This window comes from Corynebacterium hiratae, assembly GCF_009708045.1.
In the GTDB taxonomy this organism is placed as follows: Bacteria; Actinomycetota; Actinomycetes; order Mycobacteriales; family Mycobacteriaceae; genus Corynebacterium; species Corynebacterium hiratae.
Window position 1 is genome coordinate 1 of record NZ_VIOG01000019.1, and the last position, 24075, is coordinate 24075.

17 protein-coding genes, 1 tRNA gene, 1 other RNA gene and 2 pseudogenes are annotated in these 24075 nt (G+C 62.5%); 13 read left to right on the forward strand and 8 right to left on the reverse strand.

The window, feature by feature from the left end; translation table 11 throughout:
* Positions 1 to 266: 266 nt before the first annotated feature.
* Positions 267 to 355 (reverse strand) — tRNA-Ser (locus FME68_RS12500).
* A 167-nt stretch (positions 356 to 522) separates the two neighbouring features.
* On the opposite strand from FME68_RS12500, the gene ffs reads away from it, so the two are divergent.
* From ffs to recR, 7 genes are all read left to right on the forward strand, one after another.
* Positions 523 to 621, forward strand: an RNA gene (gene ffs, locus FME68_RS12505) — signal recognition particle sRNA small type.
* A gap of 81 nt (positions 622 to 702) precedes the next feature.
* The gene (locus tag FME68_RS12510) at positions 703 to 1974 is read left to right on the forward strand and encodes an aspartate aminotransferase type Ic (RefSeq protein ID WP_158397746.1); all 1272 of its coding nucleotides are present in this window, start codon (positions 703 to 705) and stop codon (positions 1972 to 1974) included.
* 85 nt (positions 1975 to 2059) lie between these two features.
* Positions 2060 to 2536: a suppressor of fused domain protein gene (locus FME68_RS12515; protein ID WP_158397747.1), complete on the forward strand. Its 477-nt coding sequence runs from the start codon at positions 2060 to 2062 to the stop codon at positions 2534 to 2536.
* 32 nt (positions 2537 to 2568) lie between these two features.
* On the forward strand, positions 2569 to 4887 hold the full coding sequence (locus FME68_RS12520; RefSeq protein ID WP_328287853.1) for a DNA polymerase III subunit gamma and tau: 2319 nt from the start codon (positions 2569 to 2571) through the stop codon (positions 4885 to 4887).
* A 139-nt stretch (positions 4888 to 5026) separates the two neighbouring features.
* Complete coding sequence (locus tag FME68_RS13420) at positions 5027 to 5203, forward strand: hypothetical protein (protein ID WP_328287854.1); 177 nt, start codon at positions 5027 to 5029, stop codon at positions 5201 to 5203.
* 57 nt (positions 5204 to 5260) lie between these two features.
* Positions 5261 to 5641: a YbaB/EbfC family nucleoid-associated protein gene (locus FME68_RS12525; protein ID WP_010190004.1), complete on the forward strand. Its 381-nt coding sequence runs from the start codon at positions 5261 to 5263 to the stop codon at positions 5639 to 5641.
* 114 nt (positions 5642 to 5755) lie between these two features.
* On the forward strand, positions 5756 to 6412 hold the full coding sequence (gene recR / locus FME68_RS12530) for a recombination mediator RecR (protein ID WP_070525209.1): 657 nt from the start codon (positions 5756 to 5758) through the stop codon (positions 6410 to 6412).
* A 24-nt stretch (positions 6413 to 6436) separates the two neighbouring features.
* On the opposite strand, the gene FME68_RS12535 is transcribed toward recR, so the two are convergent.
* On the reverse strand, positions 6437 to 7027 hold the full coding sequence (locus tag FME68_RS12535; protein WP_144012819.1) for a DUF3800 domain-containing protein: 591 nt from the start codon (positions 7025 to 7027) through the stop codon (positions 6437 to 6439).
* A gap of 260 nt (positions 7028 to 7287) precedes the next feature.
* On the opposite strand from FME68_RS12535, the gene FME68_RS12540 reads away from it, so the two are divergent.
* The 3 genes from FME68_RS12540 to FME68_RS12550 all read left to right on the forward strand — a co-directional run bounded on the left by FME68_RS12540 (position 7288) and on the right by FME68_RS12550 (position 10656).
* Positions 7288 to 7713, forward strand: a complete 426-nt coding sequence (locus tag FME68_RS12540; protein WP_070754904.1) for an ATP-binding protein — start codon at positions 7288 to 7290, stop codon at positions 7711 to 7713.
* Positions 7714 to 8160: 447 nt separating this feature from the next.
* Positions 8161 to 8535: a hypothetical protein gene (locus FME68_RS12545; RefSeq protein WP_070754905.1), complete on the forward strand. Its 375-nt coding sequence runs from the start codon at positions 8161 to 8163 to the stop codon at positions 8533 to 8535.
* Positions 8536 to 8580: 45 nt separating this feature from the next.
* Positions 8581 to 10656 carry a M3 family metallopeptidase gene (locus tag FME68_RS12550; protein ID WP_158397748.1) on the forward strand — a complete coding sequence of 692 codons (2076 nt, stop codon included), beginning with the start codon at positions 8581 to 8583 and terminating at the stop codon, positions 10654 to 10656.
* Positions 10657 to 11155: 499 nt separating this feature from the next.
* Here the strand turns inward: FME68_RS12550 and FME68_RS12560 are convergent, their stop codons facing one another.
* The 5 genes and pseudogenes from FME68_RS12560 to leuA all read right to left on the reverse strand — a co-directional run bounded on the left by FME68_RS12560 (position 11156) and on the right by leuA (position 19083).
* Complete coding sequence (locus FME68_RS12560) at positions 11156 to 11935, reverse strand: type 1 glutamine amidotransferase (RefSeq protein WP_158397750.1); 780 nt, start codon at positions 11933 to 11935, stop codon at positions 11156 to 11158.
* Positions 11928 to 13215 (reverse strand): annotated as a pseudogene (locus FME68_RS12565) (Mur ligase family protein). Before FME68_RS12565 ends, FME68_RS12560 begins: the two are co-directional and overlap by 8 nt.
* A gap of 411 nt (positions 13216 to 13626) precedes the next feature.
* Positions 13627 to 14793: pseudogene (locus tag FME68_RS12570) on the reverse strand (DNA polymerase III subunit epsilon); the annotation flags it as partial.
* 98 nt (positions 14794 to 14891) lie between these two features.
* A complete protein-coding gene (locus tag FME68_RS12575; RefSeq protein ID WP_158397752.1) occupies positions 14892 to 16961 on the reverse strand; it encodes a hypothetical protein in 2070 nt (689 codons plus the stop codon).
* A gap of 307 nt (positions 16962 to 17268) precedes the next feature.
* Entirely contained in the window at positions 17269 to 19083 is a 1815-nt protein-coding gene (gene leuA, locus FME68_RS12580; protein ID WP_046648828.1) for a 2-isopropylmalate synthase, read from the reverse strand.
* Between the two features lie 279 nt (positions 19084 to 19362).
* Here leuA and FME68_RS12585 point away from each other — a divergent pair, with 279 nt between their 5' ends.
* A complete protein-coding gene (locus tag FME68_RS12585; RefSeq protein WP_158397755.1) occupies positions 19363 to 20565 on the forward strand; it encodes a mannosyltransferase family protein in 1203 nt (400 codons plus the stop codon).
* On the opposite strand, the gene FME68_RS12590 is transcribed toward FME68_RS12585, so the two are convergent.
* Entirely contained in the window at positions 20562 to 21434 is an 873-nt protein-coding gene (locus FME68_RS12590) for a DMT family transporter (protein WP_158397753.1), read from the reverse strand. The genes FME68_RS12585 and FME68_RS12590 overlap by 4 nt on opposite strands.
* 146 nt (positions 21435 to 21580) lie before the next feature.
* Here FME68_RS12590 and FME68_RS12595 point away from each other — a divergent pair, with 146 nt between their 5' ends.
* Positions 21581 to 22846 (forward strand): aspartate kinase, encoded by a 1266-nt coding sequence (locus FME68_RS12595; RefSeq protein WP_046648822.1) that lies wholly within the window; start codon positions 21581 to 21583, stop codon positions 22844 to 22846.
* 19 nt (positions 22847 to 22865) lie between these two features.
* The gene (locus FME68_RS12600; RefSeq protein ID WP_049157831.1) at positions 22866 to 23903 is read left to right on the forward strand and encodes an aspartate-semialdehyde dehydrogenase; all 1038 of its coding nucleotides are present in this window, start codon (positions 22866 to 22868) and stop codon (positions 23901 to 23903) included.
* The last annotated feature ends 172 nt before the right edge of the window (positions 23904 to 24075 follow it).

A 24075-nucleotide genomic window follows, 5' to 3' on the forward strand; every position in this document is an offset into this window, starting at 1 on the left:
GTACGCGCCGCACCCGAGTGGTGCGGCTACCGGAAGTATCACCCCGAGCGCCGCGAGCTGCTACCAGAAACCCACTGAAGCGCTACCAGATAGTCACGACACTGCTACCAAATAGCCGGTCGCAACAGCTATGCCAACGAAATCTAAAATCGTGTTTCCACGACCACTAGAATCGGGGGGCCTCTAGGACCACTAGAATCGGGGGGCCTCTAGCTTCGAGATAAAGAAGAAGTCCCCTGGATGATGACATCCAGGGGACTTCCTAATGGCGGAGGATAGGGGATTTGAACCCCTGAGGGATGTGACTCCCGCACGCGTTCCAGGCGTGTGACATAGGCCGCTAGTCGAATCCTCCGCTGGAAAACATTACATGAGCCCCCTAATGAAGCAAAATCGCCAGGTCAGGGCCAAAAAGTTAAGGATTTAGTGGCTTGAGGCGGAAAGTGTGCTTGGAAGCGGAGTGGGGAGCTGGGTGGCGGGGGAGCGGTTTGGCGTCGACAAGCAAGGCACGCTAGGCTAGACCGCAGGATTCCGCGTGGCGTCCATCCTCTGAACTCCCCCAGGGCAGGAATGCAGCAAGGGTCAGGAGGCTCTGGCGGGTGCGCGGGGTCCCCTTTTTATTTGTGTGCTTTCACACGGGGGATGTGACGGGGCGTTAGTATGGTTGCCATATGTCCGCACTACGTCCCGGAAGGAAGACGGATGTCTCTTCTTAATCTTGAAAAGTCCGAGCTTGATGAGCTTGCCGCGCAGGTGCGCAAGGACTACGAGGCCCTCAAGGCTGAGGGGTTGGATCTTGACTTGACCCGCGGTAAGCCGTCCAAGGCTCAGCTTGATCTGTCCAATGATCTGCTCGTCCTGCCGGGCCGCGGCCACTACACCGATGCCGCAGGCAATGACCTGCGCAACTACGGCAACCAGAAGGGCATCAAGGAGCTGCGCGATCTGTGGGGCAAGCTCACCAACATGGATCCGGAGCTCCTCATTGCGGCGGACTCTTCCTCCCTGAACATCATGTATGACCTCATTCTGTGGGCCTACACCTTTGGCACCAACAGCTCTGAGAAGCCGTGGTCGAAGGAGGAGACCATCAAGTGGATCTGCCCCACCCCGGGGTATGACCGCCACTTCGCCATCACGGAGTCCTTCGGCTTCGAGCTGATTTCGGTGCCGATGGAAGAAGATGGCCCGGACATCGAGGCGGTAGAGGAGCTGGCCAAGGACCCGCAGGTCAAGGGTATGTGGGTGGTGCCGATGTTCTCCAACCCGTCGGGCGCTGTCATCTCTGAAGAGAAGACCCGCCGCCTTGCCGCGATGGAGACTGGCGCACCGGACTTCCGCATCGTGTGGGACAACGCTTATGCCGTGCACACGCTGACTGAGGATTTCCCGGAGATTCTGCCGATCCTGGATATCGCTGCGGAAGAAGGCAACCCGGACCGCTTCTGGGCCATGTCTTCTTCGTCGAAGATTACCTTCGCTGGCTCTGGCGTGAGCTTCTTCGGCTCCTCCGAAGACAACCTCGAGTGGTACCTGGAGCACGCCGGTATCCGCGGCATTGGCCCGAACAAGATTAACCAGCTGGCACACTACGAGTTCTTTGGTTCCGCCGAGGGCGTGCGCGCGGTGATGCGCCGCCACGCTGCGCTTTTGGCGCCGAAGTTCGAGTCGGTTCTTCGCATCCTGGATAAGAACCTCACCCACCATGAGATCGCGGACTGGACCCACCCCAAGGGCGGCTACTTCATCTCCCTCAACGTGATGGAGGGCACCGCCACCCGCGTGTGGGAGCTGGCCCGTGACGCCGGCATTCTCCTGACCCAGGCTGGTTCGGCGTACCCATACGGCGAGGACGCCAAGGACCACAACATTCGCTTGGCACCGTCCCTGCCGCCGCAGGAAGAAGTCGAGGCAGCAATGGATGGCGTGGCCACCTGTGTGCTGCTCGCCGCAGTAGAGAAGCTGGGGGCATAAGGCAATCAACTCCGACGAGACGGCCTACTGGCTCGACCAGATCATTCCGGCTGACCTAGCGTTTAAGAACGTCGAGGGGCAGCGCTTGGGCTTAGCCTCACTGGAGGGGGAACAGTCCCTCGCCGTCACGTGTGAGTTTGCCGCCGTCGACACCGGGCTAGCGCACGCCGAGCAAGGCATCGACGTGCGCTGTGAGCTCCTCACCGTCGCCCGCACCGGGCAGGTGGAGGTGGCTGCCGCAGTGAGTTCTGCGGCGGCGTTGCTCACGGAAGCTGCAGGCTTGTTGCCCGCGCAACCGGGCCTGCTCTTGCCCAAGCTCTTTGCCGAAGACGATGAGCGCTTCGCTCACTTGAGCGTGCGTCATGGCATGCTCATCGCCCCGTACCTGTGGGGCGGCCAGACCCCGCAGGTGGCGGAGGAGGGCCGCCTAACGCTGGTGTGCCAACTGCTCATGCTGAGCGACGCCGAGTATGCCTACGCCGTCGAGGAAGGCGTGCCGGCGCTGCAGCAGGCGGTGGCGGAGCAAGGCATCGATCTGCTGGATTGGCAGCGCTCGGAGTGACGTGTCGGGTTGAGACGCTACACTGACTAACCGTGGCTCTTTACCGGAAATATCGTCCAGCAACCTTCGCGGAAGTGGTTGGCCAAGAGCAGGTCACCACGCCTTTATCCGCTGCCCTCGACGCAGGGCGCATTAACCATGCGTACCTCTTTTCCGGCCCGCGTGGCTGCGGAAAGACGTCGTCCGCGCGCATCATGGCCCGCTCGCTGAACTGTGAGCAGGGGCCAACGTCAACGCCGTGCGGGCAGTGTGACTCTTGCGTCTCGCTGGCCCCGGGTGGGCCGGGCAACTTGGATGTCACGGAGCTCGACGCCGCCTCTCACAATGGTGTCGAGGACATGCGTGAGTTGCGTGACCGCGCCTACTACGCGCCGGCGGAGTCGCGCTACCGCATCTTCATCATCGATGAGGCCCACATGATTTCCGCCTCCGGTGCGAACGCCTTGCTCAAGGTTGTCGAGGAGCCGCCGGAGCACGTGATCTTCATTTTTGCCACGACGGAGCCGGAGAAGATCATCGGCACCATCCGTTCGCGTACCCACCACTATCCCTTCCGCCTGTTGACTCCGCCGGCGATGAAGGGGCTGCTGGAGCGCACCGTGGCCTCGGAGAACGTCCACGTGGATGACACCGTGTACCCCATGGTCATCCAGGCCGGCGGCGGTTCGCCCCGCGATACCTTGTCCATCCTGGACCAGCTGTTGGCGGGCGCAGGCCCCGATGGGCTGACCTACGACGTGGCCCGTCCACTTCTGGGTGTTACGGACGTAGGCCTGCTGGATAACACGGTTGAATCCCTGGCGAACCAGGATAAGGCTGGGCTCTTCCGGCTTGTCGACGATGTCATTGAGGCCGGCCACGACCCTCGCCGCTTTGCCATTGACCTTTTGGATCGTTTGCGGGATTTGATGATCCTGCAGGCCGTCCCTTCAGCGTTGGAGGAGGGGTTAGTCTCTGCGCCGACTGACCGCGGTGAGATCCTCACTGCCCAGGCGCAACGCTTCTCCGGCCCACAGCTGGCCTACTTAGCGGAAACCGTCAACGAGCGCGTGTCCTCCCTTCGTGGTGCGACGTCCCCACGGCTGCTCCTAGAAATTCTGTGTGCGCACCTCATCGTTGGCTCGGGGCCTGCAGCGGCAGCCTCCGGTCAGATGCCCACTGCTGCCCCGCAGGGGGCGGGCGTGCAGCCTTCCGCTCCCGCTGGGCAGGGAACTCCGCCTGCGCAACGCCAGCAATCTGCGGTCGCTAGCGCCCAGGATCCCGCTGCCGCCGCCGCAGCTATCATCGCGCAGCGTCGCAGCCGCCAGGCAGCAAAGCAAGAGGCCCAGCAGCAGTCACAGCAGCAACAACCACAGCAGTCCGAAAAGGCTCAGGAAGCAGCCCAGCAGGTGCAGCAGACCCCAGCCCCCGAGGCCTCGCAGCCCCAGGCGTCGGAGCGTCCTGCACAGCCTGAGACGCAGCTTGAGCCGCAGCCAGAGCAGCCTAAGCAGCGCCAAGAGCAGCCGGAGCGCCAGCAACAGGAGCAGCACGAACAGCCGCAGCAAGCGGAGCAGCCGGAACAAGAAGAACGGCAAGAACAGGCTCAAGGACAGCCGCAAGAACAGCATCCTGAGCCCGAGCAGCCCCAGGACCCAGCCGCGGAGATACGCGGGTGTTGGTCGGACCTGCGCGCCACCATTGGCCGTCGCAACAAGGTCGCTGAAATCATGCTCGCCGAAGCCCGTGTCCTTGGCGTGCGTGATGACACCTTGGTTCTTGGGCACACCACCGGCGCGCTGGCGGAACGCATCAATTCGCCAGGCACCAACGAGGTCATCGTGACCGTCCTTCAGGAGGAGCTCAACCGCAACCTGAAGGTCACGTGTGTCATCGGCACCGACCCGAAGGCCCATGGATTCACGGTGGCTGAGCCAGTTCAGCGTACCCAGTGGAATCCCAACCAACCGCCACGGGAGGCCGCCGAGCCCGACGAGGAGGCAGAGAGTCCAAAGACTCCGGACAACGCTACTGATTCGCACTCTTCCGAAACTGCGCCAGCTTCCGCAGCCGCAACAGAATCTGCAGAAGTAGACAAGACAAGCGAGCCCGAGACGAAGGAACGCGGCACCGCTAGCGATGACCCGTGGGGCGCGCCGCGTCGTATCGGGCAGCAAGGGCCGTCGTCTGAAACGACGACGGAGCAGCCCCAGCCTCAGCACGGTGCGCGCGAGCGCGAGGAGGAGGCCACGCGACCGGAGACTGCCCGCGCGGGCAGCAGTGCCCCCAAAGAGGGAGGCCCGTGGCAGCCAATGGCGATCACGCATCGCGCAAGCGAGCCAAGTAGCAGCCCAGCGGGACGAAGAGTTTTCTAAGGTTCCCAAGTTTGGCAACGGCGTTCCGCTGCCGCCGGAGCCGGGCCCGGACGAGGGTGAGTTCGAAGCACCGCCGGAGGACTACGGTCCGCCGACAGGGATGGGTGGGGCGTCGGAAAGCGCAGGCCAGGCGCCTGGAATGCCGCAGCAATCCGCACCCCAGCAAGCGCCCGCACCGCAGCCGGAGTACACCCGCGCGGATGAGGAGCGCGAGATGATGGAGGCCGCGCAGAACGCCGGAGAGATGGACCACCGTAACGCCACGGAAGTCGCCATGGAGCTCCTCGCACAGGAGCTGGGAGCACGGCGGCTCTAGCGTGGCATCTGTACACTTGGCGCGTAGTGAAAATAACCGTGTGAAAGGATTTTTAGCATGACTGAGAACGACCCGATGCAGCAGGCAAATGATATGAACGAGATCCTGGCGCAGGCCGCTCGCGTCCAGGCTGAGCTGGAGAAGGCTCAGAAGGAAATCCTGGCCGCCACCGTTGAGGGCAGCGCTGGCAATGGCCTGGTGAAGGTCACCATGACCGGTGGCGCTGAGCTGCAGAGCGTTTCCATTGATAAGTCCGTCGTCGACCCGGAGGATATCGATACCCTCCAGGACCTCATCGTCGGCGCCTTCAAGGAAGCCCACGCTGCTGCTGGCCGCCTAGCCCAGGAGAAGATTGGCCCGCTGTCCCAGGGCATGGGTCAGTCCCAGCAGAACTATGATGGTCCGTCCATCCAGGATGTCTTCGGCGGTAACCAGTAAGCCGCGCGTTAGACTTAAAGGCCGTTGTTGCTCTCTTCGCGGAGGGCGGCGCGGCCTTTTGTTGTGTCTCCGGCCGTCGAGGTCTGAGGGATTGTTGAGTGAGGGGAGCATTGCGTGTTTGAAGGACCATTGCAGGATCTCATCGATGAGTTCTCGCGCCTGCCGGGTATTGGCCCGAAGTCAGCGCAACGCATCGCCTTCCACGTGTTGCATCAGGACCCAGAGGAGATTGACCGCCTCCAGAAGGCGCTGGGAGCAGTACGCGATGGCGTGACGTTCTGCCGCATCTGCTGCAATATTTCCCGCGAAGAAGTCTGCCGTATTTGTGTGAACTCGCAGCGCGATGCCTCCACCATCTGCGTGGTGGAAGAGCCCAAGGATATCCAGGTCATCGAGCGCACCGGCGAATATGACGGCCGCTACCATGTGCTGGGTGGCGCGCTCGACCCGCTGGCGAATGTGGGGCCGAAGGACCTCAACATCTCGCAGCTGCTGCAGCGCCTCGGCGGCGTGCTACCGGACCGAGAGCTTGCGGATTCCACCCCGGAGGAGCCACTTTACGACGACTCCCCGGACATCACCGAAGTCATCCTCGCCACCGATCCCAACACCGAGGGCGAGGCCACCGCGGCCTACCTCGTGCGCTTGCTGCGGGACTTCCCAGGACTGAAGATCACGCGCCTGGCCTCTGGCATGCCGCTGGGAGGCGACCTTGAGTTTGTTGATGAGCTGACGCTCTCGCGTGCGTTGAGTGGCCGCCTAACGGTTTAAACCGGCGCTTCAGAAAATAGAGAATTAACCGTTGAACTTTTTCTCCAGAGCTTCCATATCGGTAGGGCTCATGGGGATTTCGGTTGTGGAAAAACAACTGCGGTAGCTGCCAAGATGATTCGCATAAACGTCCCGACCAGTGCCCGCAGCACGAATCTTGCTGTGGGGACTACTCGCATGGGCTAGTCTGTTTCCGAAATACTTGATTGCCCAGTCGAAATCCTTGAAATCTGGGTCATATTTGTAGGCTGAAATTCTTCCAAGTAGGGCACAGATCCAATCTGCGCACTGAACTGTTTGGTAAAGATGGCTTTCTACTTCGAGCGGTGGTTCAAGGAGTTTGTCTGCATCTTGGTGGGAGAACATAAACGCGGCGCTTGATGCGAAGATATCCATACGTTCTTTGGTCCCCTGCTTGTCGAGCACCATGAGATGCCGTTGGTTTTCAGCTAGCGACCAATTGACACACCGAATAAGTTGTTTCATGGCGTGGTCATAACGTGATCGTTCGTCTTCGCCAGTATCTTCGTTGGTGCCCCGTGGCTTTTCTTGGCCGTAGAAAATGATTTGTGCGTTGAGTTTCTCAAGTGTGTTGAGTACGCGGTTTATTCTCACGAACTAGGATGGTGCATCCCGGCATGATCGGCGCTCATGTACGCCCGCTCTATCTCCGCGTTCCCCTTCTTCCACTCCCTCGTCCCGCGGGTCATGCATTTTCGCGACTCGTCACGCACCAACATCCTCCGTGAATGGACTATCAACGAGGGCTACGCTCTCGGATTCCCACGCATTATGGAGCTCTTCGCCACGATCCGGCCCGGTGGAGAATCTATCGACACCAGCGGTCCCGCGTTGAAACCCCTGTCCTCCCCACCGTGGCTTTTCGTGAGGTCCTCGCTAATGCTCTCATGCACCAAGACCTTGAGGCACGCGGCAGCTCGTTAACCATCGAGATCTTCAGCGATCACGTCGACGTGAGCAATCCTGGAGCCCCACTTGTTAGCCCGCAACGCTTCATCGACTCAACTTCTGTGACCCGCAATCCGCACCTCGGCGAAGCGCTGCGGGTTGCTAAGTTCGTAGAGAAGCGCGGCAGCGGATGGGACCGTATCGTCGAGTCACTCGAGGCCGCGCACTTCCCGCCCGCACTCATCCGCACGAACGGCGCAACAACCGTGACACTGAGCGCGTACCGACCCTTCGCCCTAATGAGCCAGGAGGAAAAGGAAGAGGCCGTCTACCAACATGCATGTCTCAACGTTTTAGAGAACCGTCCGGTCACAAACTCATCCGTACGCTGACGCTTCGGTCTCAAAGACTCTCAAGCGGGGCAAACCACACGGCTCATCAAGGCCACTGAAGATGCTGGACTCATCAAGCCCTATGATCGCACGGCAGGCGCCCGATCGTTGCGCTACGTTCCCTTTTGGGCCAGCAGCGTTAATTAACCTGGCCTCCACGACTGCAACACACCGTACTTCTTTTCTTACTTCTCTTCTTGTCTCATCACTTTCTTGCTTCATTAACCCCACAAGCCTCGATTTTGGCCTTAATTCGCTGTTTTCACGGCAACCCCGAGTCCACGACCTGGATATATGCAAAAATCCAATTCTTTGCCTGTTTCTTGCTTCTGGCGCAGAAGCTTCCTCTTCTAACGGTCACGTCCCTGCCGCACACCGCACGCACCAACCTATGTCGAGGGGCCCTGTTAGGGTATGGATTCTGTCGCCCCGACGAAAGGCATAATCATGCGTCCCCTCTTCACTTCTGAATCCGACGTCGTCTACGCCATGCTGGCGCATGCCTCGGACCCCATGCATTCTTTGAGCACGCAGCAGCGCGAGGCCATTGCTGCACGCGTGCCGGAGCTCAAGGTGTACAAGCACTGTGGATGTGGCACGTGCCCCACGGTCTACCTCACGGCGGGTGAAGAGCCGCCGGAGCCGCGTCGCGACGCCAACGGCAAGGCCGTCCCGCAAGGCTCCAGTTACGTGCTCACCGCCGATTGCCCTGGGGCTATGGTGCTGCTTCACATCGCGGACGGTGTTCCCGTTGAGCTCGAGGTCGCTCCTTTCGAGGACCGCACGGTCGAACTCCCTTGGCCGGACCAGCTCCTGTTCTAGGGGATTTCCCTGCCGGCGGCACGGGGAGATCGGTAGATTAGTCGCATGACTAATCCGCTTCTTTCTCCTTCCACGCTCCCGTACCAGTTCCCACCGTTTGCGGAGATCAAGGTCGAACACTTCCGTCCCGCCATCGCCGAGGCACTCTCCCGCCACGACGAAGAGATTAAGGCCATCGTCGACAACACGGCCGACCCGACATGGGAAAACACCGTCGAGGCCCTCGAGCGCGCTGGTCAGGATTTGGAGCGCGTGCTTTCCATCTTCGGCAACCTGTCGGGCACGGATGTCACGGACGAGATGGAAGAGATCGCCGCGGAGGTCTGGCCGCAGGTCGCCGCGCATTCGGATGCGATCTACCAGAATGAGGTCCTCTACGTTCGCCTCAAAGAGGCGACCCCGCCGGCCGACGAGGAGTCGCAACGCCTCCACACGCACCTGCTGCGGACTTTTGCGCGCCAGGGCGCGGACCTCGGCGCGGCAGAGAAAGAGCAGCTCTCCACCATTAACCAGCGTCTCTCGGCGCTCTCCGAGGAGTTCGGCCGCAACCTCATGGCGTCCACCCGCGAGCGCGCCGTGCACTTCGACAGCGCGGAAGAGCTCAAGGGCCTGCCCGCCGGTCGCATCGAGGCCGCCAAGGCCTACGCCAACGAGGTCGGCCAGGACGGTTACGTGCTCCCGCTCGAGCTGCCCACCGTGCAATCTGAGCTCGCGCGCCTGGCAAATCCCGCTGCCCGCGCCAAGGTCTACGAGGCCTCGCGCGCCCGCGGCAGCGAGAATAACCTGGACGTGCTCACGGAGATGGTGCGCCTGCGCGCCGAGCGCGCGCAGCTGCTGGGCTACCCCACACATGCCGATTACGTCATCGCCGAAGAGACCGCGCAGACCGCCGAGGCAGCCCGCCGCATGCTCGTCGAGCTCGCACCCGCCGCCGGGGCCAACGCCGCCGGCGAAGAGAAGCTGCTCGCCGAGGAAGCCACCCTGCATAACGAGGACTTCGGTGCCCCGGACTGGGCCTACTGGGAATCCAAGGTTCGCGCCCGCGACTTCTCCCTCGACGAGGACGAGCTGCGCCAGTACTTCCCTCTCGACCGCGTTCTCGAGGATGGAGTCTTCGCGGCGGCCCACCGCCTCTACGGCATCACCGTCGTCCCGCGCGAAGACCTCGAAGGCTACGCCGAGGGCGTGCGCGTGTGGGAGGTCTTCGACGAAGGCCAAGACCCCACCGCCGATCGCGATAGCGGCATCGGCCTGCTGCTCACCGACTACTTCGGCCGCCCCTCCAAGCGCGGCGGCGCGTGGATGAGCGAGTTCGTGGGCCAGTCGCGTCTGCTCGGCACCAAGCCCGTCATCGTCAACGTAATGGGGCTCACCAAGCCCGCGGACGGCTCCCAGCCGCTGCTGAGCCAAGACGAGCTCCACACCGTCTTCCATGAGTTCGGCCATGCCCTCCACGGCCTGCTCTCCGACGTGCGCTACCCCACCTTCTCCGGCACCCGCGTCCCGCGCGACTGGGTAGAATTCCCCTCCCAGATCAACGAGAACTGGGCGCTCGACCCGGCCATGGTCAAGCGCTACGCCCACCACGTGGAGACCGGCGAGGTCATCCCGGACGAGCTGCTCGCCAAGGTCCGCGGGGCCCAGACCTTTGGCCAGGGCTTCGGCACCGTCGAGTATCTCGCCGCCTCCATCGTCGACCTCGCCTGGCACTCCCTCCAGCCTGCCGATGCCGCCGCTATCGCCGCGTCCCAAGAGTTTATCGACGCCTTCGAGCTCGCCGCCCTCGACGACGCTGGCCTGCACAACCCGCACATCGCGCCGCGCTACCGCTCCGCGTACTTCAATCACATCTTCGCCGGCGGCTATTCCGCCGGCTACTACTCCTACCTGTGGGCCGAGGTCCTCGACGCCGATGGCTTCTCCTGGTTCAAGGAAGAAAACGCCGCGGGCCCTGAGGCTTCCGATGCCGCCGCCCGTGCCGCCGGCCAGCGCTTCCGCGACCTCGTCCTGTCCAAGGGCGCGTCCCGCGACTTCACCGAGGCCTACCGCGAGCTGCGCGGCCGCGACAAGGACGTCGCCCCGCTGCTTGCCCGCCGCGGGCTGTCCGGCGCCACCGACTAACGGCACACGTCTAACGGCACAATCCCGACGAGACGGAAAATTCGACCGATTCAGGGCGGAAAATACGACCGATAAATGCTTCGGACTTCACGGTATTTCTTTACGTTCTGTGTCGTCAGAAGCGCGGCCCCTTTCTTTTCCCAGCGTTCTACAAGGCGACCTTTCGCGATGACCTTAGCGTCAATTTCGGCTTTGAGTCCGCGTTCTTTAATTCTGCGAAATGCTCCTGAGAGATGCCGAATATTGTCGGCTGGGATAATGAACCCACCACTTCCAAAGACGGGGTGAGTTTTATAATTCGGATCGGTGCGGGAGACGTAGGCCCCGCTATGTCCAAATTCGTCAAAATATCCGATGTACATCGTCCCCCCTGGATACGCGAAAGCTCGTGTTGTTCACACGAGCTTCGGAAGTGGAGCACCTTGGTGCGTCCGTTGCTTACTGTACCGTGTACCGAAGAATCTGGTCAATAGGTTCAGTTAGTTACTTCTGTTGATATCTAGCGTTGCGAGCGCGGTGGCTCCGAGGCGTTAAAACGCTCGGTGCGCAGCTGATCAATGGCGGGGATGTCCAAGGGCTCGAGTTCGCTAAGCGCGACGCCCATGGCCTTGGCCAGCAGCAGATCAGCCAGTTGCGGGTTGCGTGCCAAGACGGGGCCGTGCATGTAGGTGGCGATGACGCTGCCCTGTACCGCACCCTCGGCTTCACGCTGGATGGCCTTGTCGGAGAGGTCCAGGATGGCGGCGGTATCTGCGTTACCGGTACCGCGCGTGAGCGTTCCCAGCGGCTGGGCGGCGGGGCCCAGGATGGTGGCACCCATGTGGTTTTCAAAACCGGTGAGTGGCTCGGTGAGCTCAGCGGTGATGCCGGCCTTGGTGGGGTCGGTGGCTACCTCGCCGATGGCGCGTTCGGTCATGGAGGCCGTGGTGGCGTCGATAAGCCCCACGCCATCCACCACGCGGCCGGACGCACGGAAGGATTCGCCGAGCACCTGCAGGCCTGCGCAAATCGCCAGAATTGGGCGCTTAGCGGCCGCCGCGCGGGTCAAGCCACCGTCAGCAATGAGGTGCTCCGCGGCGAGGATCTGCGCGGTGTCCTCACCGCCGCCCAGGGTGTAGACGTCGAGGGACTCCGGCACCGGCTCACCCAGCTTGATGGGCACGATCTCTGCCTCAAGTCCGCGCATGCGGGCGCGTTGGCGCAGCACGAGGGCGTTACCGTCATCGCCGTAGGTGCCCAGGATGTCGGGGAGGATGAGGCCAATTTGCAGGCTAGTCATTCGCGTGCTCCTTTGCTGCTGCGGCGGTGAGTGCCTTCTTCAGATCGCGGAAGGCGGTGTAGTTGGCCAAGACCTCGATGCGGCCCTCCGGGCAGGATTGAATAGCGGCGAGGGGATCTGGGATGAGCTCGTGCGAGATATCCGCGTAGACCAAACGCACTGCGAGGTCGGTGCCGCGCTCACCCGCAGCCTTGACTGGCAGATCTTCGAAGTCTTCGAAGCGCACGTCCCACAGCCAGGACATATCAATACCGTCGGCCACATGGCCGTTGGTGGCGATGACCAGGCCATCGGCCTCGCGGTCCACCATGGACAGCGCCTCCTGCCAGCGGCCGGGTTTTAGCCAGCAGCAGGCGGATGGTGCGGTTTCCTAGCGTGATGGTGGAATAGCGCCCGGCTACATCGTCGACGCTTTCCGCGGCGGCAATGGCCTTGTGGCGATCCACGCCGAAAGCTTCGACCGCAGCGGCGACGGCTTGGGCGGCATTGCCGCGGTTGGCCTGCCCCGGCAGGGCCAGCTGGAGCTTGTCGACGCCCTCCGGGCTCACCAGCCCTTCCTCCGTCACTGCCCAGGTGGGGGTGGGGCGGCGGAATTCGCGGCCGTCGGCAAGCGGCTTGACCGCGTGCCAGTCCTCGCCTTCGCGCACGATGTGTCCTCCGGTGCGCGGGCAGGTGACGGATTCACCCATCCAGCCGGCACCGGCGGAAACCCAGATAACGTTCTTCGCGTCATAGGCCACGGAGGTCATAAGCACGTCATCGCAGTTGGCGATGATGAGCATGTCCGGGTGTGCCTCGACTGCGCCGCGCAGGGCCCGCTCGATCTTGTTAATTTCGCCTACGCGGTCCAGCTGGTCGCGTGAGAGGTTCAGCAACACCAGCGCGGTGGGGTTGAGGTTATCCGCGACGTGGGGAACGTGGAGTTCGTCCACTTCCAGCACTAAGTGACTCGCGTCCTTGCCTGCCAGAAGCGCGGAGATGATTCCGGCGTCCATGTTGTCGCCACCATCATTGGTGGCCACGGAGTGCTCGGTGCGCACAGCGGCGGCGAGCATGCGCGTGGTGGTGGACTTACCGTTGGTTCCGGTCACCAGGATGGCTGGGCGCTGCTTGGCCAGGTTCTGCATGATGGTTGGGTCGATGGCGTTGGCGATGAGCCCGCCAATCATGCCGCCGGCGCCGCGGCCCGTGGCGCGCGAGGCAGTGGTAGCCAGCGTCGCAGCGGTGGTGGCAACCGCAGTGCGCGCGGAGGAGAACGCGCTTCGGAAGTTAAAATTCATGTTCCCCAGGGTAGTCGGGGGACGCTAGTTATCGGTGTTGCGGGAGCGGTTGTGTCCCGAGTTTTGTTGGCCCTGCTGGTTGCCATTACCGCGGCGGCCGCGCCCACCGCGGCGGCGACGCCTACGCCCGTGGTTTCCGCCTTTGTTTCGATTGTTGTTGCCAGAGCCCTGCGAACCTTGGTTATTAGCCGAGCCCGAGTGAGCAGGCTTGTCGCCTGCGGAACCCTCGGTTGAAGGGTTCTGGTTCTTCTTATCGTTGTGCCCTTGTTTAGCGGGCTGATGATTACCGGAAGATTTACGGCGGGAGCGGCGTCGATTCTTGTTCGTGGAGCGGTTGCGGTTGGACTGCCCACCGGAGCGTCCCTCGCCCTGGCGCTTCCCCGAGTTGCCCGCCCCACCAGATGTGGACTGCTCTTCGGGTTCCGTGGGTTCCTCGATGCGCTCGAGGGCCGCGAGGAAAGCGGTGTCGGACATCAGGGGAATGTTCTTGCGGTGGGCATGCATGGGCTTGCCCACGAGGTCCGTGGTGATATTGCAGACCACCAGGGAAGTCTCCCGGGTGAGTTTTTCTGAGTAGTTGAGCTCTTCCCGGGCGAGTGCGGCAATGATGGTGTCGGGTTCCTCGGTGATCTCCGGGGCTACGACGATCTCCATGCCGCGGATGAGCTCTTTGCCGGGCACATACGGACCGGGGTTGTGATGCTGGCGAGGAGCCTCGGCGGCGTCGACGCGGACGTGGGAGCGCTGCAGCCCAAAACGATCCGCTCGCAGGTCATCCGGTGCGGCGCTGCTGAGTGGGCCAGCGCTTTGCGCGCGGTAGAGATCCACGAGCAGGCGGGTTGCTTCGCGGGAGGTATCTTTTTCTGCTCTCTGTGCACGCTCGACGCTGGCCGTGGGGTCGGGTGCAGAAAGGCCGGTGTCACGCGCGACGGCCGCCAAGCGGATGTCGGTGCCCCACACGCTTTGGCGGCGGGCGGTGGCGAGGGTATCCACGATGGCGACTGGGGTGGGGACGTGTCCTACCTTGAAGCGGCGGCGTCGGCCCTTGCCCCGGTTGCGATTGCGCGCGCGGTTCTGGCGGGCAGCGGCGGTCATCGCACGGCGCGCTTCGGAGACGATGAATCCCCAGGTATAAGGGGTGTCGTGGACGATGAGCGTGCGGCCATCAATGAGCCGGTCCAGAGGCTTGAGCAGCATGGAGAAAGACTGCCCAGCCTGGATTTCTTCGATGCTTAACCCGTGGAGGTGCCGCGGTCCGGGGTCTGCGCCTGGGTTGATGACGGCGTGGAATTCCTGGCCGATCTCCCCAGCGGCGTTGAGAGTCAACGCATCCACGGTGAGCAGGCGGCCGGTCGAAGGGTGGATTCCGGTGGTTTGGATGGTCAGCGCCACGTAGGGAAAGGCGGCGAGAGCTTCCTCGCGGGCAGAGGCCTTGTGCTCCCTATCGGTCTGCTTCTTATCTGCCTGGTGGGGGCGCGGGCCCGGCTTAGGGGCGCCGGTGTGTGGTGACGCCGCGGCCGGCGTCTCTGCAGCGCTGGGCTGCGCTGCAGGCTCGGTGGGGCCGGGTGTCGTAGTCATTATTCACAGTTTAGTACCCAACTGCGGGGAAGCTGGAAAGGGCACACGAGAAGGGGGTTGTATCCACTGAGTCGCGGTGAAGGTAAGCACGCTGCGGACTAGCCAAAGTCGATGATGATGACCCAGCCGCCGCGGTCGGATTGCTCGGGAGTGGGGTCAGGCTCGCGGCTGGGCTCGGGCTCTTTAGTCGGCTCGGGCTTTCTGGTGGGCTGAGGCTGAGTGGTCGGCTTGGGCTTGGTGGTGGGCTTGGGATCAGTGGTCGGCGTTGGCTTCGTGGTGGGCTTGGGCTTGCTAGTTGGTTTGGGCTTGGTAGTGGGCGTTGGAGTTGCCGGAGCAGAGGTAGTCGAGGGCGCCGGAGCCGCCGTGGGTGGTGTGCTGACGCGCGTGGTCACAGGGGTAGTGGCCGGCGGCGTGCTCGGGGCAGTTGGTTCGTCGTGAGGTGCGGTTCGATCTTCGCCCACCGGAGTAGTGGTGGGAGCAGCCTTTGACGTGGAGGGCGTGGGTTCAGCTGGTGGCTTCGGCGTAGTCGTCACCACAGTCGGCGACGGGGTCGCCTGAGTTTGTGGGGTGGGACGGGGTACGTGGATCGGCGGCGTTGTGCGCGGTTGCGGAGCAGCGCTCGGCGGGCGCGTGGTGGTCGGCGGCTCTGCAGAGCGACTGACCTCACGTGAAGTGGTTGATTCCGTGCTTTTTACGGTGCTCCTAGGGCTGGCGCTGCTCGTAGGGCTGGAGCTGGGAGCGGTGAACGCCTCAGTGCGGCGAGCCTTCGGAGTGTCGAGCTCCTCCGCTGTGGGATCGGTGGTCCGAGGTGTTGTTGTCGGTGCTGTGTGCGGCAGGTGACCCGCCTGCGGTGAAGTAGCAGCCTCCTCGGCAGCGGGCAGTGGGGTACGTTCCGTGGGCTCAGCGAGCTCCGTGGGTTCTGCTGGTTCGGTCAGCTCAGTAGGCTCTGTGGGCTCGGAAAAACCAGTCGGGCTAAGCGCTTGCGTAGCGTCCGTATCATCCCGATCCTCGGGGAGGTGGGCGTCTGCAGTCACAATGTCCGCAGTGTCCGCGACGTCGGAGGCCTTGTCCTCAATAGCAGCAGCGTCGGCGTCAGCAGAGTGTGACGTGGACACAGCGAGGGTGTTTTCTTCAAAAGCCGATTCGGCGAGGTTATGGTGGTGTGAACCGGAGGAATTCCCGGAAGATGCGAAGTTGGCAGCCCCGCCGACCACGACGGCAACGCCGGCAGCACAAGCTACCTTGAGCCCAGTGCCAGCTGCAGCGATCTTTGTTCCGGTCACGGCAGCCGCCCCGGCAGAGTTGAGGGACAGGGCTTGTGCGCTCTGCGTGGCAGCAGTACCGGCGGTCTTCGCTGCGCCGGTAGCCTCAATTCCGCCAGCCGGCAGGCTGGCTGCGTGTGCCTTGCCACTGTTGGTGACCTTCACGGCCGCTGCGCCCGCGGCGGCAGCGATGATTCCGGCGGTTCCCACGGCGAAGTGGCTTTCCGGCGTGCCTTCTTCGGAATAGACGGTGAGGGTTGGTTGTCCATCCGATATGAAATATGCGCGGGCGACTGCGATGAGGCCCTCGTGATTGAATCCTGCGATGGTATCGCTCAGCCAGGGAGCCCGCTCCCGCGGAATCGTGGCGACGAGTTCGTCATCAAGGTGAACCTCGATGGAGCGTCGGAAAAAGTGCCGGTTATTGGTCAAACGCACAAGGAGGTGCGCAGGGTGCGTCGGTAGGGAACTGGCTGGGACCGCAAACTCGGTGATGTGCAAAGCGCGCTGGCCACTGAGCATGCCCCACCGCTGAGCCGGGGGAATATTGAGCGGCACGCACAGGCCAGGCTCTGGGAGGAGGACCTCGAAAGCAGGAATGGTTTCTTCCGCCACATCCTCGCGGAGTGCGATTTCTGCGGTGGCTTGTGGGGTCAGCCCCGCGTCAATGATCCAGTCCAGCTCCGAGTAATCGGCAGCTTGGGAGGCGGGGATCACGCCCACGATGTCTTCGCCGTGATGGACGCGAAATCCTGTACTTGAATGTCCACTCAAAGTGACGGGGAGATGACTGCTTTCTGCTAGCGATAGCAGCTGCAGGAACATCTCTGGGTTTACGGTGTCAACCGTCAGGCGACGCGGTGTGCCAAACCCGTGGTGGGGAACCACATAGTTAGTGACCGTCATATTGCTCGCCTTCGTTGAGTGGACCACGTCGGATGCATACGGCCGGGCGGGTTCGCCGTGAGCATTGGGAATGCCGGAGCCCAGACTGAAGCTCTGACTAGCCGCACGAAATGTTTGGAAAATCTTTATTGCAGTGCAGTTACGCTGCTTAACTATATCGTTCTGAGTTCTGGCCTACAAGAAAGCGCATTCAGCGGGATATTGTGACCAGGAATTTTTGCGCAAAGCTTAAAGCTCGGGTGCTGGGAGGGAGGAACGTGCTCCTCCCTCCCTAGCTGCACTGTTGTTAAGCCTGGCTTTGCCTGGCTTAGTCTGCGCGGTTGACTGCGGACGTAATCGCGTTGATGGATGCGCGCGTCGTCGAGCCAGCGATGCCCGCGCCCCATACCTGGGCGCCGTTAACCTCGGCGGCGATGTAGCAGGCGGCCTCGGCGTCGTCGCCAGCAGTGCGGGATTGCTGGGAGTAGTCGATGACCTCGAAATCAATTCCGACGTCCTCCAGCGCATTGGCGTATGCGGCGATGGGGCCATTGCCGATGCCGGAGACAACGCGCTTCTCACCGTTGAAGACGATGGTCGCGGTTACCTTGGCGTCCTCGCCCTCTGTGGTGGAGTTGTCCACCTGGAAGGAGACCAGCTCCAGCGGGGAGGTGCGCTCCAGGAATTCGTTGGCGAAGATGTCCCACATGTTCTTGGAGTTGACTTCGCCACCTTCGGCGTCGGTCACCGCCTGCACGACGGAGGAGAACTCCGCCTGCATGGCGCGCGGCATGTTGATGCCATGGTCGGTCTTCATGATGTAGGCTACGCCGCCCTTGCCAGACTGCGAGTTGACGCGGATGACCGCCTGGTAATCGCGGCCGACATCCTTCGGGTCGATGGGCAGGTAGGGAACTTCCCAGGTGGTTTCCTGCAGTTCCTCCCACGACACCTCGGTGTTGTTGGCGCCGGGGCGTACCTCCTGGGCCAGGGCATCCAGGCCCTTGTTGATAGCATCCTGGTGGGAGCCGGAGAAGGCCGTGAACACCAGCTCGCCGCCGTAGGGGTGGCGCTCCGGTACGCGCAGCTGGTTGCAGTACTCCACCGTCTCGCGGATCTTGGGCAGATCGGAGAAATCGATCTGCGGGTCCACGCCCTGGGTGAGCATATTCAGACCCAGCGTGACGATGTCTACGTTGCCAGTACGCTCACCGTTGCCAAACAAGCAGCCTTCGATGCGATCTGCGCCGGCCATGTAGCCCAGCTCGGCGGCGGCAATGCCTTCGCCGCGATCGTTATGGGGGTGCAGTGACAGGATGATGGAGTCACGCTTGGCAAAGTTGCGGTGCATCCACTCGATCTGGTCGGCGTACACGTTCGGGCTAATCATCTCCACCGTGGACGGCAGGTTGATGATCATGGGGTTGTCCGGGGTGGCCTCCATGATGTCGACGACGGCATCGCAGACCTCGACGGCGAAGTCCAGCTCGGTTCCCGTGAAGGATTCCGGCGAGTACTCCCAGCGCCAATTGGTATCCGGGTAATCCTTGGCAATGCCCTTGATGAGCTCCGCGGCGTCCGTCGCCAGCTTCTTAATGGCTGGGCGGTCCTTGCGGAATACCACGCGGCGCTGCAGTTTCGAGGTGGAGTTGTAGAAGTGCACGATGACGTTCTTCGCGCCCTGGCACGCCTCGAAGGTGCGCCGAATCAGGTGCTCGCGGGCCTGGACCAAGACCTGGATGGTGACGTCTTCGGGGATCTTATTGCCCTCAATAATCTCGCGGACAAAGTCGAAGTCTGTTTGGGAGGCAGAGGGGAAGCCCACTTCGATCTCCTTGTAACCCATGGCTACCAGCAGGTCGAACATGCGGTGCTTGCGCTGCGGGGACATCGGATCAATCAGGGCCTGGTTACCATCGCGCAGATCCACCGCGCACCACTGCGGGGCCACAGTAATCTTCTTATCCGGCCACGTGCGGTCCGGCAGCGTGACGGGCTCGACCTCTTGGGCGAAGCTCTGGTAGCGGTGGACCGGCATCGAGGAGCCGCGCTGCTTATTCCAAGCGGGCTGGTTTTCGTTGCGCGGGCCGGCCGGGGTGGTGATTTCGCGGGGAGCGGAGATGAAAGAATCGTTGGGGGACATGGTGTTTGTTCTCTTCCTTGTGTGTGGCCTGAGGCGTTTGTTTCGCCGCGTTGCTGTGATGAGCAACGATGTAGTGAATTGTGGGGGACGGCCAGCTGTGGTGTGTGTTGGCATCACCACGCTCCGCGACGGGGCGCTGGCCGTAGAGTTACAAACCTAAATCCCGCCGCGGCTACTAAGGAGAAGAGTGTGCCGCAAAGTCATGTGAGCCACAATACAACGCTTCCCACTCTGCGGCAACTGGTTTCACATACTGGGATGGGGTCGCGGGTGGCTAGGATGTGTTGCGTGCCTGAAGAAAACACCATGACGACTGCTCCGGAACCTGGGAAGAAGACCGCGCCGGGCAAGGAACCGGAGGCTGCCCCGACCCCTGAAGGTGCGCCAGGGGTACTTTCGCTGCTGCCCATGGCCGTGCTGGTCGCGGTAGTGGGCACTGCAGTGCGCATCGCTGTGCTGAGCGGCATCGCAGCCGTTAACGAGCAGGAGCTGTGGGATCAGCTCACGGCCTGGGACTCTAAGTACTACCTGGAGATTGCGCGCGTCGGTTATTTCGATGCGGACATCCATACGGATGGGCCGGTCCATGAAATCACTATGGCTTTCTTTCCGGGTTTCCCCATACTGTTGCGGGTTCTGGGCTGGACCGGGATCAGCCTTGAGGTCGCTGCCCTCCTTGTGAATACTCTTTTTACCGCGGTGATGGCTGCTGGAGTCATGGTCCTAGCGCAGCGCCTAGGGGCGGGGCGCCGTGGGCAATGCGCCGCGGCCATCGTGGTCAGCAGCGCTCCGATGTCCATTGTGTTTTCCATGCCCTATACGGAAGCCCTCTTCGGGGCCCTTGTGGTGTGGGGGCTCGTGGCGCTGGATGAACGCGATTGGTGGAGCGCCGCGGCTTTCGGTATTGCCTTGTCCTTTGTCCGGCTGACCTCCGTGGACTTCCTTGCAGTTTTTGGCCTGTGGGTGCTCCTTTACGGGCGGCGTTCCTGGCAGGCGTGGCTCAGCCTGATCGTGGCGTCGCTCCCGCTGCCGGGGTACTTGCTGTGGACACAGCGTTGCTTGGCGGAGGCCGGCGGCTACTTCGGCATCCAAACCGAACACTGGAACTCCACCTTCGACGGGGGCGTTGCCACCGTGCGGTTCGTGTGGGAAACCTTGACGGAGAACAACGATGTGGGCTACCTGCTCACCGTGCTGGTGATCCTCGGTGTCCCCGTGTTGCTCATCGCGGCCTGGGGGAAGGTTAATCCGGTCGCCTGGTGGTTTAGCGCTGCGTTATGTGCGAATGTGCTGCTTTCCGACGGCATCATGCACTCGCGCCCGCGACTTCTCCTGCCCGCAATCATTCTGGTGCTGCCGTGGGTTGTGCGCGCCGCCACGGCGTGGCGCCCACGCATGCTGTGGGCTGCCTGTGGCGCATGGGGCCTGTGGTCGGCGTGGTTCTCCGCCTACATGCTGGTGGTCTTTGAGTGGGCGATCTAGTGCGGGCTTTGTTCCGCGAGCCGCGTGCTTCCCGGGGTGACCGGAATGCGTGACAGGACGATCGTGGCGGCGATCATGATGATGAGCGAAGCCCCCATCACGCACCAGCCCGCGATGCTCTCGACCTGGAATTTCTCGCCCAGGACCCAGTAACCCAGGCCGAAAGCCACGATGGGTTCCATGATGGTCATCGCGGGAAGCGAATGCGCGAGAGCGCCGGCGTGGAAGGAATACTGCTGGATCACCGTGCCGGCAGCCGCCAGCCCGATGAGCACGTACAGCTCCCAGCTCGCTAGCAATGCTGCGATGCCTTGGCGGGAGAGGACGTCAACCACCGCTTTCGCTACGAGCGCCACGTAGCCGTAGAGGATGCCGCAGGCGCTGCCGAGCGCGAGTGCAGATTCCTCTGGCCGGTTATAGGCCGCCACAAAGAGTGCGGCGAGTGTCAGCGCGCCGAGGGCGAAGGCGGGCCACCACTGGGACCAGCTGGGCGTCGCCAAGCCTGCGGTGGGGCGCCCGTAGACCACCATGATGCCCACCGCGATGGTCAGTGCCAGGCACCAGAAGACCTCCCGCGCCGGCATCGGCCGCCGGGAATACCACGCGGCGAGCGGCAGCGTGAACATCAGGGACAGGACGAGGATGGGCTGCACGATGAGCAGCGTGCCGAAGTGGAGTGCGATGAGCTGCAAGGCATAGGCAACGACGGCGGCTCCGGTGCCAATCCACCACAGGGGAGTGCGAATTGCGGTGCGCATGACGGTCCTGGAGCTGGCGTCCAACACGATGCGGTGGCGTATGACAGTGCCCCAGGCCACGACTAGTGCCGAGGCCAGTGCGAAAGCAACGGCAACCAGGTTTGAAAGCATCGTTTCCACCTTACCTGGAATTAATATCCAGCACGTGTTTCGATGGTAGCCAAAGGGCGGTAGTCTAAAGGAGTTGACTGCCGGTCTATAGGTATTGGGCGGTGAACAGGTAATGGCCCTCACAAACAGGAAAGGTGGGACCGTCAGTGGCCCTAGTCGTACAGAAATACGGGGGATCCTCCCTCGAAAGCGCAGAGCGCATTCGCGCGGTGGCGGAGCGCATTGTGGCGACGAAGAAACAGGGCAACGACGTGGTTGTCGTGTGCTCCGCAATGGGGGATACCACCGATGAGCTCCTAGACCTCGCCGCCCAGGTCAACCCCGTCCCGCCGCAGCGCGAGATGGACATGCTGCTGACCGCTGGCGAGCGCATCTCTAATGCGCTCGTCGCTATGGCAGTGGAGTCCCTCGGTGCGCAGGCTCAGTCTTTTACCGGCTCCCAAGCTGGCGTGCTCACCACTGAGCGTCACGGTAATGCCCGCATTGTCGACGTCACCCCGGGCCGCCTGACCGAGGCGCTGGATGCAGGCAAAATCTGCATCGTCGCGGGTTTCCAAGGCGTCAACAAGGAATCGCGCGACGTCACCACCCTCGGCCGTGGCGGATCGGACACGACCGCGGTGGCGCTGGCGGCAGCGCTCAAGGCCGATGTGTGTGAGATTTACTCCGATGTCGACGGCGTCTACACCGCTGATCCCCGCATCGTTCACAACGCCCAGAAGCTCGAGCAGCTCTCCTTCGAGGAGATGCTCGAGTTGGCCGCCGTGGGCTCTAAGATTCTGGTCCTGCGCAGCGTCGAATACGCCCGCGCGTTCAACGTTCCCCTTCGAGTTCGCTCGTCTTATTCAAACGACCCCGGCACGCTCATCGCCGGTTCAATGGAGGATATCCCCGTGGAAGAAGCAGTACTAACCGGCATCGCAACCGACCGCTCCGAGGCCAAGGTCACCGTCCTGGGAATCCCGGACCGCCCGGGTGAGGCCGCTAAGGTGTTCCGCGCTATCGCAGACGCCGAGATCAACATCGACATGGTCCTTCAGAACGTCTCCTCCCTGGAGTCCGGCACGACCGACATCACCTTCACTTGCCCGCGCTCGGATGGGCCGAAGGCAATGGAGATTCTGGCCAAGCTCAAGGAAGACGGCCACTGGAGCAACGTGCTTTACGACGACCAAGTGGGCAAGGTTTCCCTGGTCGGTGCCGGCATGAAGTCCCACCCCGGTGTCACCGCGGACTTCACGGAGGCATTGCGTGACGCAGGGGTCAACATGGAGCTCATCTCCACCTCTGAGATCCGCATTTCCGTGCTGACCCGCGAGGCCGACCTGGACAAGGCAGCCATTGCTTTGCACGAGAAGTTCCAGCTGGGTGGCGAGGAAGAGGCCACCGTTTATGCTGGTACCGGACGCTAAAACTTAAGGAGTAAAGGTCATGACCACTGTTGCAGTAGTAGGCGCCACCGGCCAGGTCGGCCGCGTGATGCGCACCCTCTTGGAGGAGCGCAACTTCCCGGCCGAGACGGTCCGTTTCTTCGCCTCCGCGCGCTCGGCGGGCCAGGAGCTCACCTTCCGCGAGGAGAAGATCGTCGTGGAAGACCTGGCAGAGCAGACCGTAGAAAGCCTCGCTGGGATCGACGTCGCCGTGTTCTCCGCCGGCGGTTCCACCTCCAAGCAGTATGCGCCGCTCTTCGCCGAGGCCGGCGCCATCGTGGTGGATAACTCCTCTGCATGGCGCAAGGATCCGGACGTGCCGCTCATCGTCTCGGAGGTAAACCCGGAGGAGAAGAGCAACACCCCGAAGGGCATCATCGCCAACCCGAACTGCACGACCATGGCGATCATGCCGGTCACGAAGGCGCTTCACGACGCCGCCGGTCTCACCACCATGCGCGTCGCCTCCTACCAGGCCGTTTCCGGCTCAGGCCTGGCAGGCGTGGAAACCCTGGTTAAGCAAGTAGCGTCCATCGGCGACCGCAACGTTGAGCTCGTCCACGATGGCTCGGCGCTCGAGGTCTCCGAGGAGGATCTGGGTCCCTATGTTGCCCCGATTGCGTACAACGCGCTGCCGCTGGCCGGCAACCTCGTCGATGATGGCACGGAAGAAACCGACGAGGAGCAAAAGCTGCGCAACGAGTCCCGCAAGATCCTGGGCATTCCGGAGCTCAAGGTCTCCGGTACGTGCGTACGCATCCCGGTGTTCACCGGCCACACCATGGTGGTGCACGCGGAGTTTGAGAAGCCGATTACCCCGGAACAGGCCCGCGAGGTGCTGTCGTCCGCGCCGGGCGTCAAGGTCGTCGATGTGCCGACCCCGCTGGCGGCAGCCGGCATCGACCTCTCCTTGGTCGGGCGCATCCGCCAGGACCAGGCGGTCGAGGACAACAAGGGCCTTGTCTTCGTAGTCTCCGGCGATAACCTGCGCAAGGGCGCCGCGCTCAACACCATTCAGATTGCGGAGCTCTTGGTCTAAAGCAAAGCTGCAGCGAGTTTTAGAACCCGCATAAATAAGAAAAGTCCTGACTTGGCTCAAATTAGTGCCGAAGGGTTGGGGTGGTGATGGTGTTGACGAGGGTTTGGATTTCCGGGGGTAGTGGTACTGCGGCGTGGATGGTTTCGCCGCCAACGACGAGTTGAAAGCTGCG

What these genes read in the sequence shown, in the direction of transcription:
- FME68_RS12510 (WP_158397746.1), top strand. Translation starts at nt 703, where the DNA reads ATGTCTCTTCTTAATCTTGAAAAGTCCGAGCTTGATGAGCTTGCCGCG.
- FME68_RS13420 (WP_328287854.1), top strand. Translation starts at nt 5,027, where the DNA reads ATGCCGCAGCAATCCGCACCCCAGCAAGCGCCCGCACCGCAGCCGGAG.
- FME68_RS12525 (WP_010190004.1), top strand. Translation starts at nt 5,261, where the DNA reads ATGACTGAGAACGACCCGATGCAGCAGGCAAATGATATGAACGAGATC.
- FME68_RS12545 (WP_070754905.1), top strand. Translation starts at nt 8,161, where the DNA reads ATGCGTCCCCTCTTCACTTCTGAATCCGACGTCGTCTACGCCATGCTG.
- FME68_RS12550 (WP_158397748.1), top strand. Translation starts at nt 8,581, where the DNA reads ATGACTAATCCGCTTCTTTCTCCTTCCACGCTCCCGTACCAGTTCCCA.
- FME68_RS12560 (WP_158397750.1), bottom strand. Translation starts at nt 11,935, where the DNA reads ATGACTAGCCTGCAAATTGGCCTCATCCTCCCCGACATCCTGGGCACC.
- FME68_RS12575 (WP_158397752.1), bottom strand. Translation starts at nt 16,961, where the DNA reads ATGACGGTCACTAACTATGTGGTTCCCCACCACGGGTTTGGCACACCG.
- leuA (WP_046648828.1), bottom strand. Translation starts at nt 19,083, where the DNA reads ATGTCCCCCAACGATTCTTTCATCTCCGCTCCCCGCGAAATCACCACC.
- FME68_RS12585 (WP_158397755.1), top strand. Translation starts at nt 19,363, where the DNA reads ATGTGTTGCGTGCCTGAAGAAAACACCATGACGACTGCTCCGGAACCT.
- FME68_RS12590 (WP_158397753.1), bottom strand. Translation starts at nt 21,434, where the DNA reads ATGCTTTCAAACCTGGTTGCCGTTGCTTTCGCACTGGCCTCGGCACTA.
- FME68_RS12600 (WP_049157831.1), top strand. Translation starts at nt 22,866, where the DNA reads ATGACCACTGTTGCAGTAGTAGGCGCCACCGGCCAGGTCGGCCGCGTG.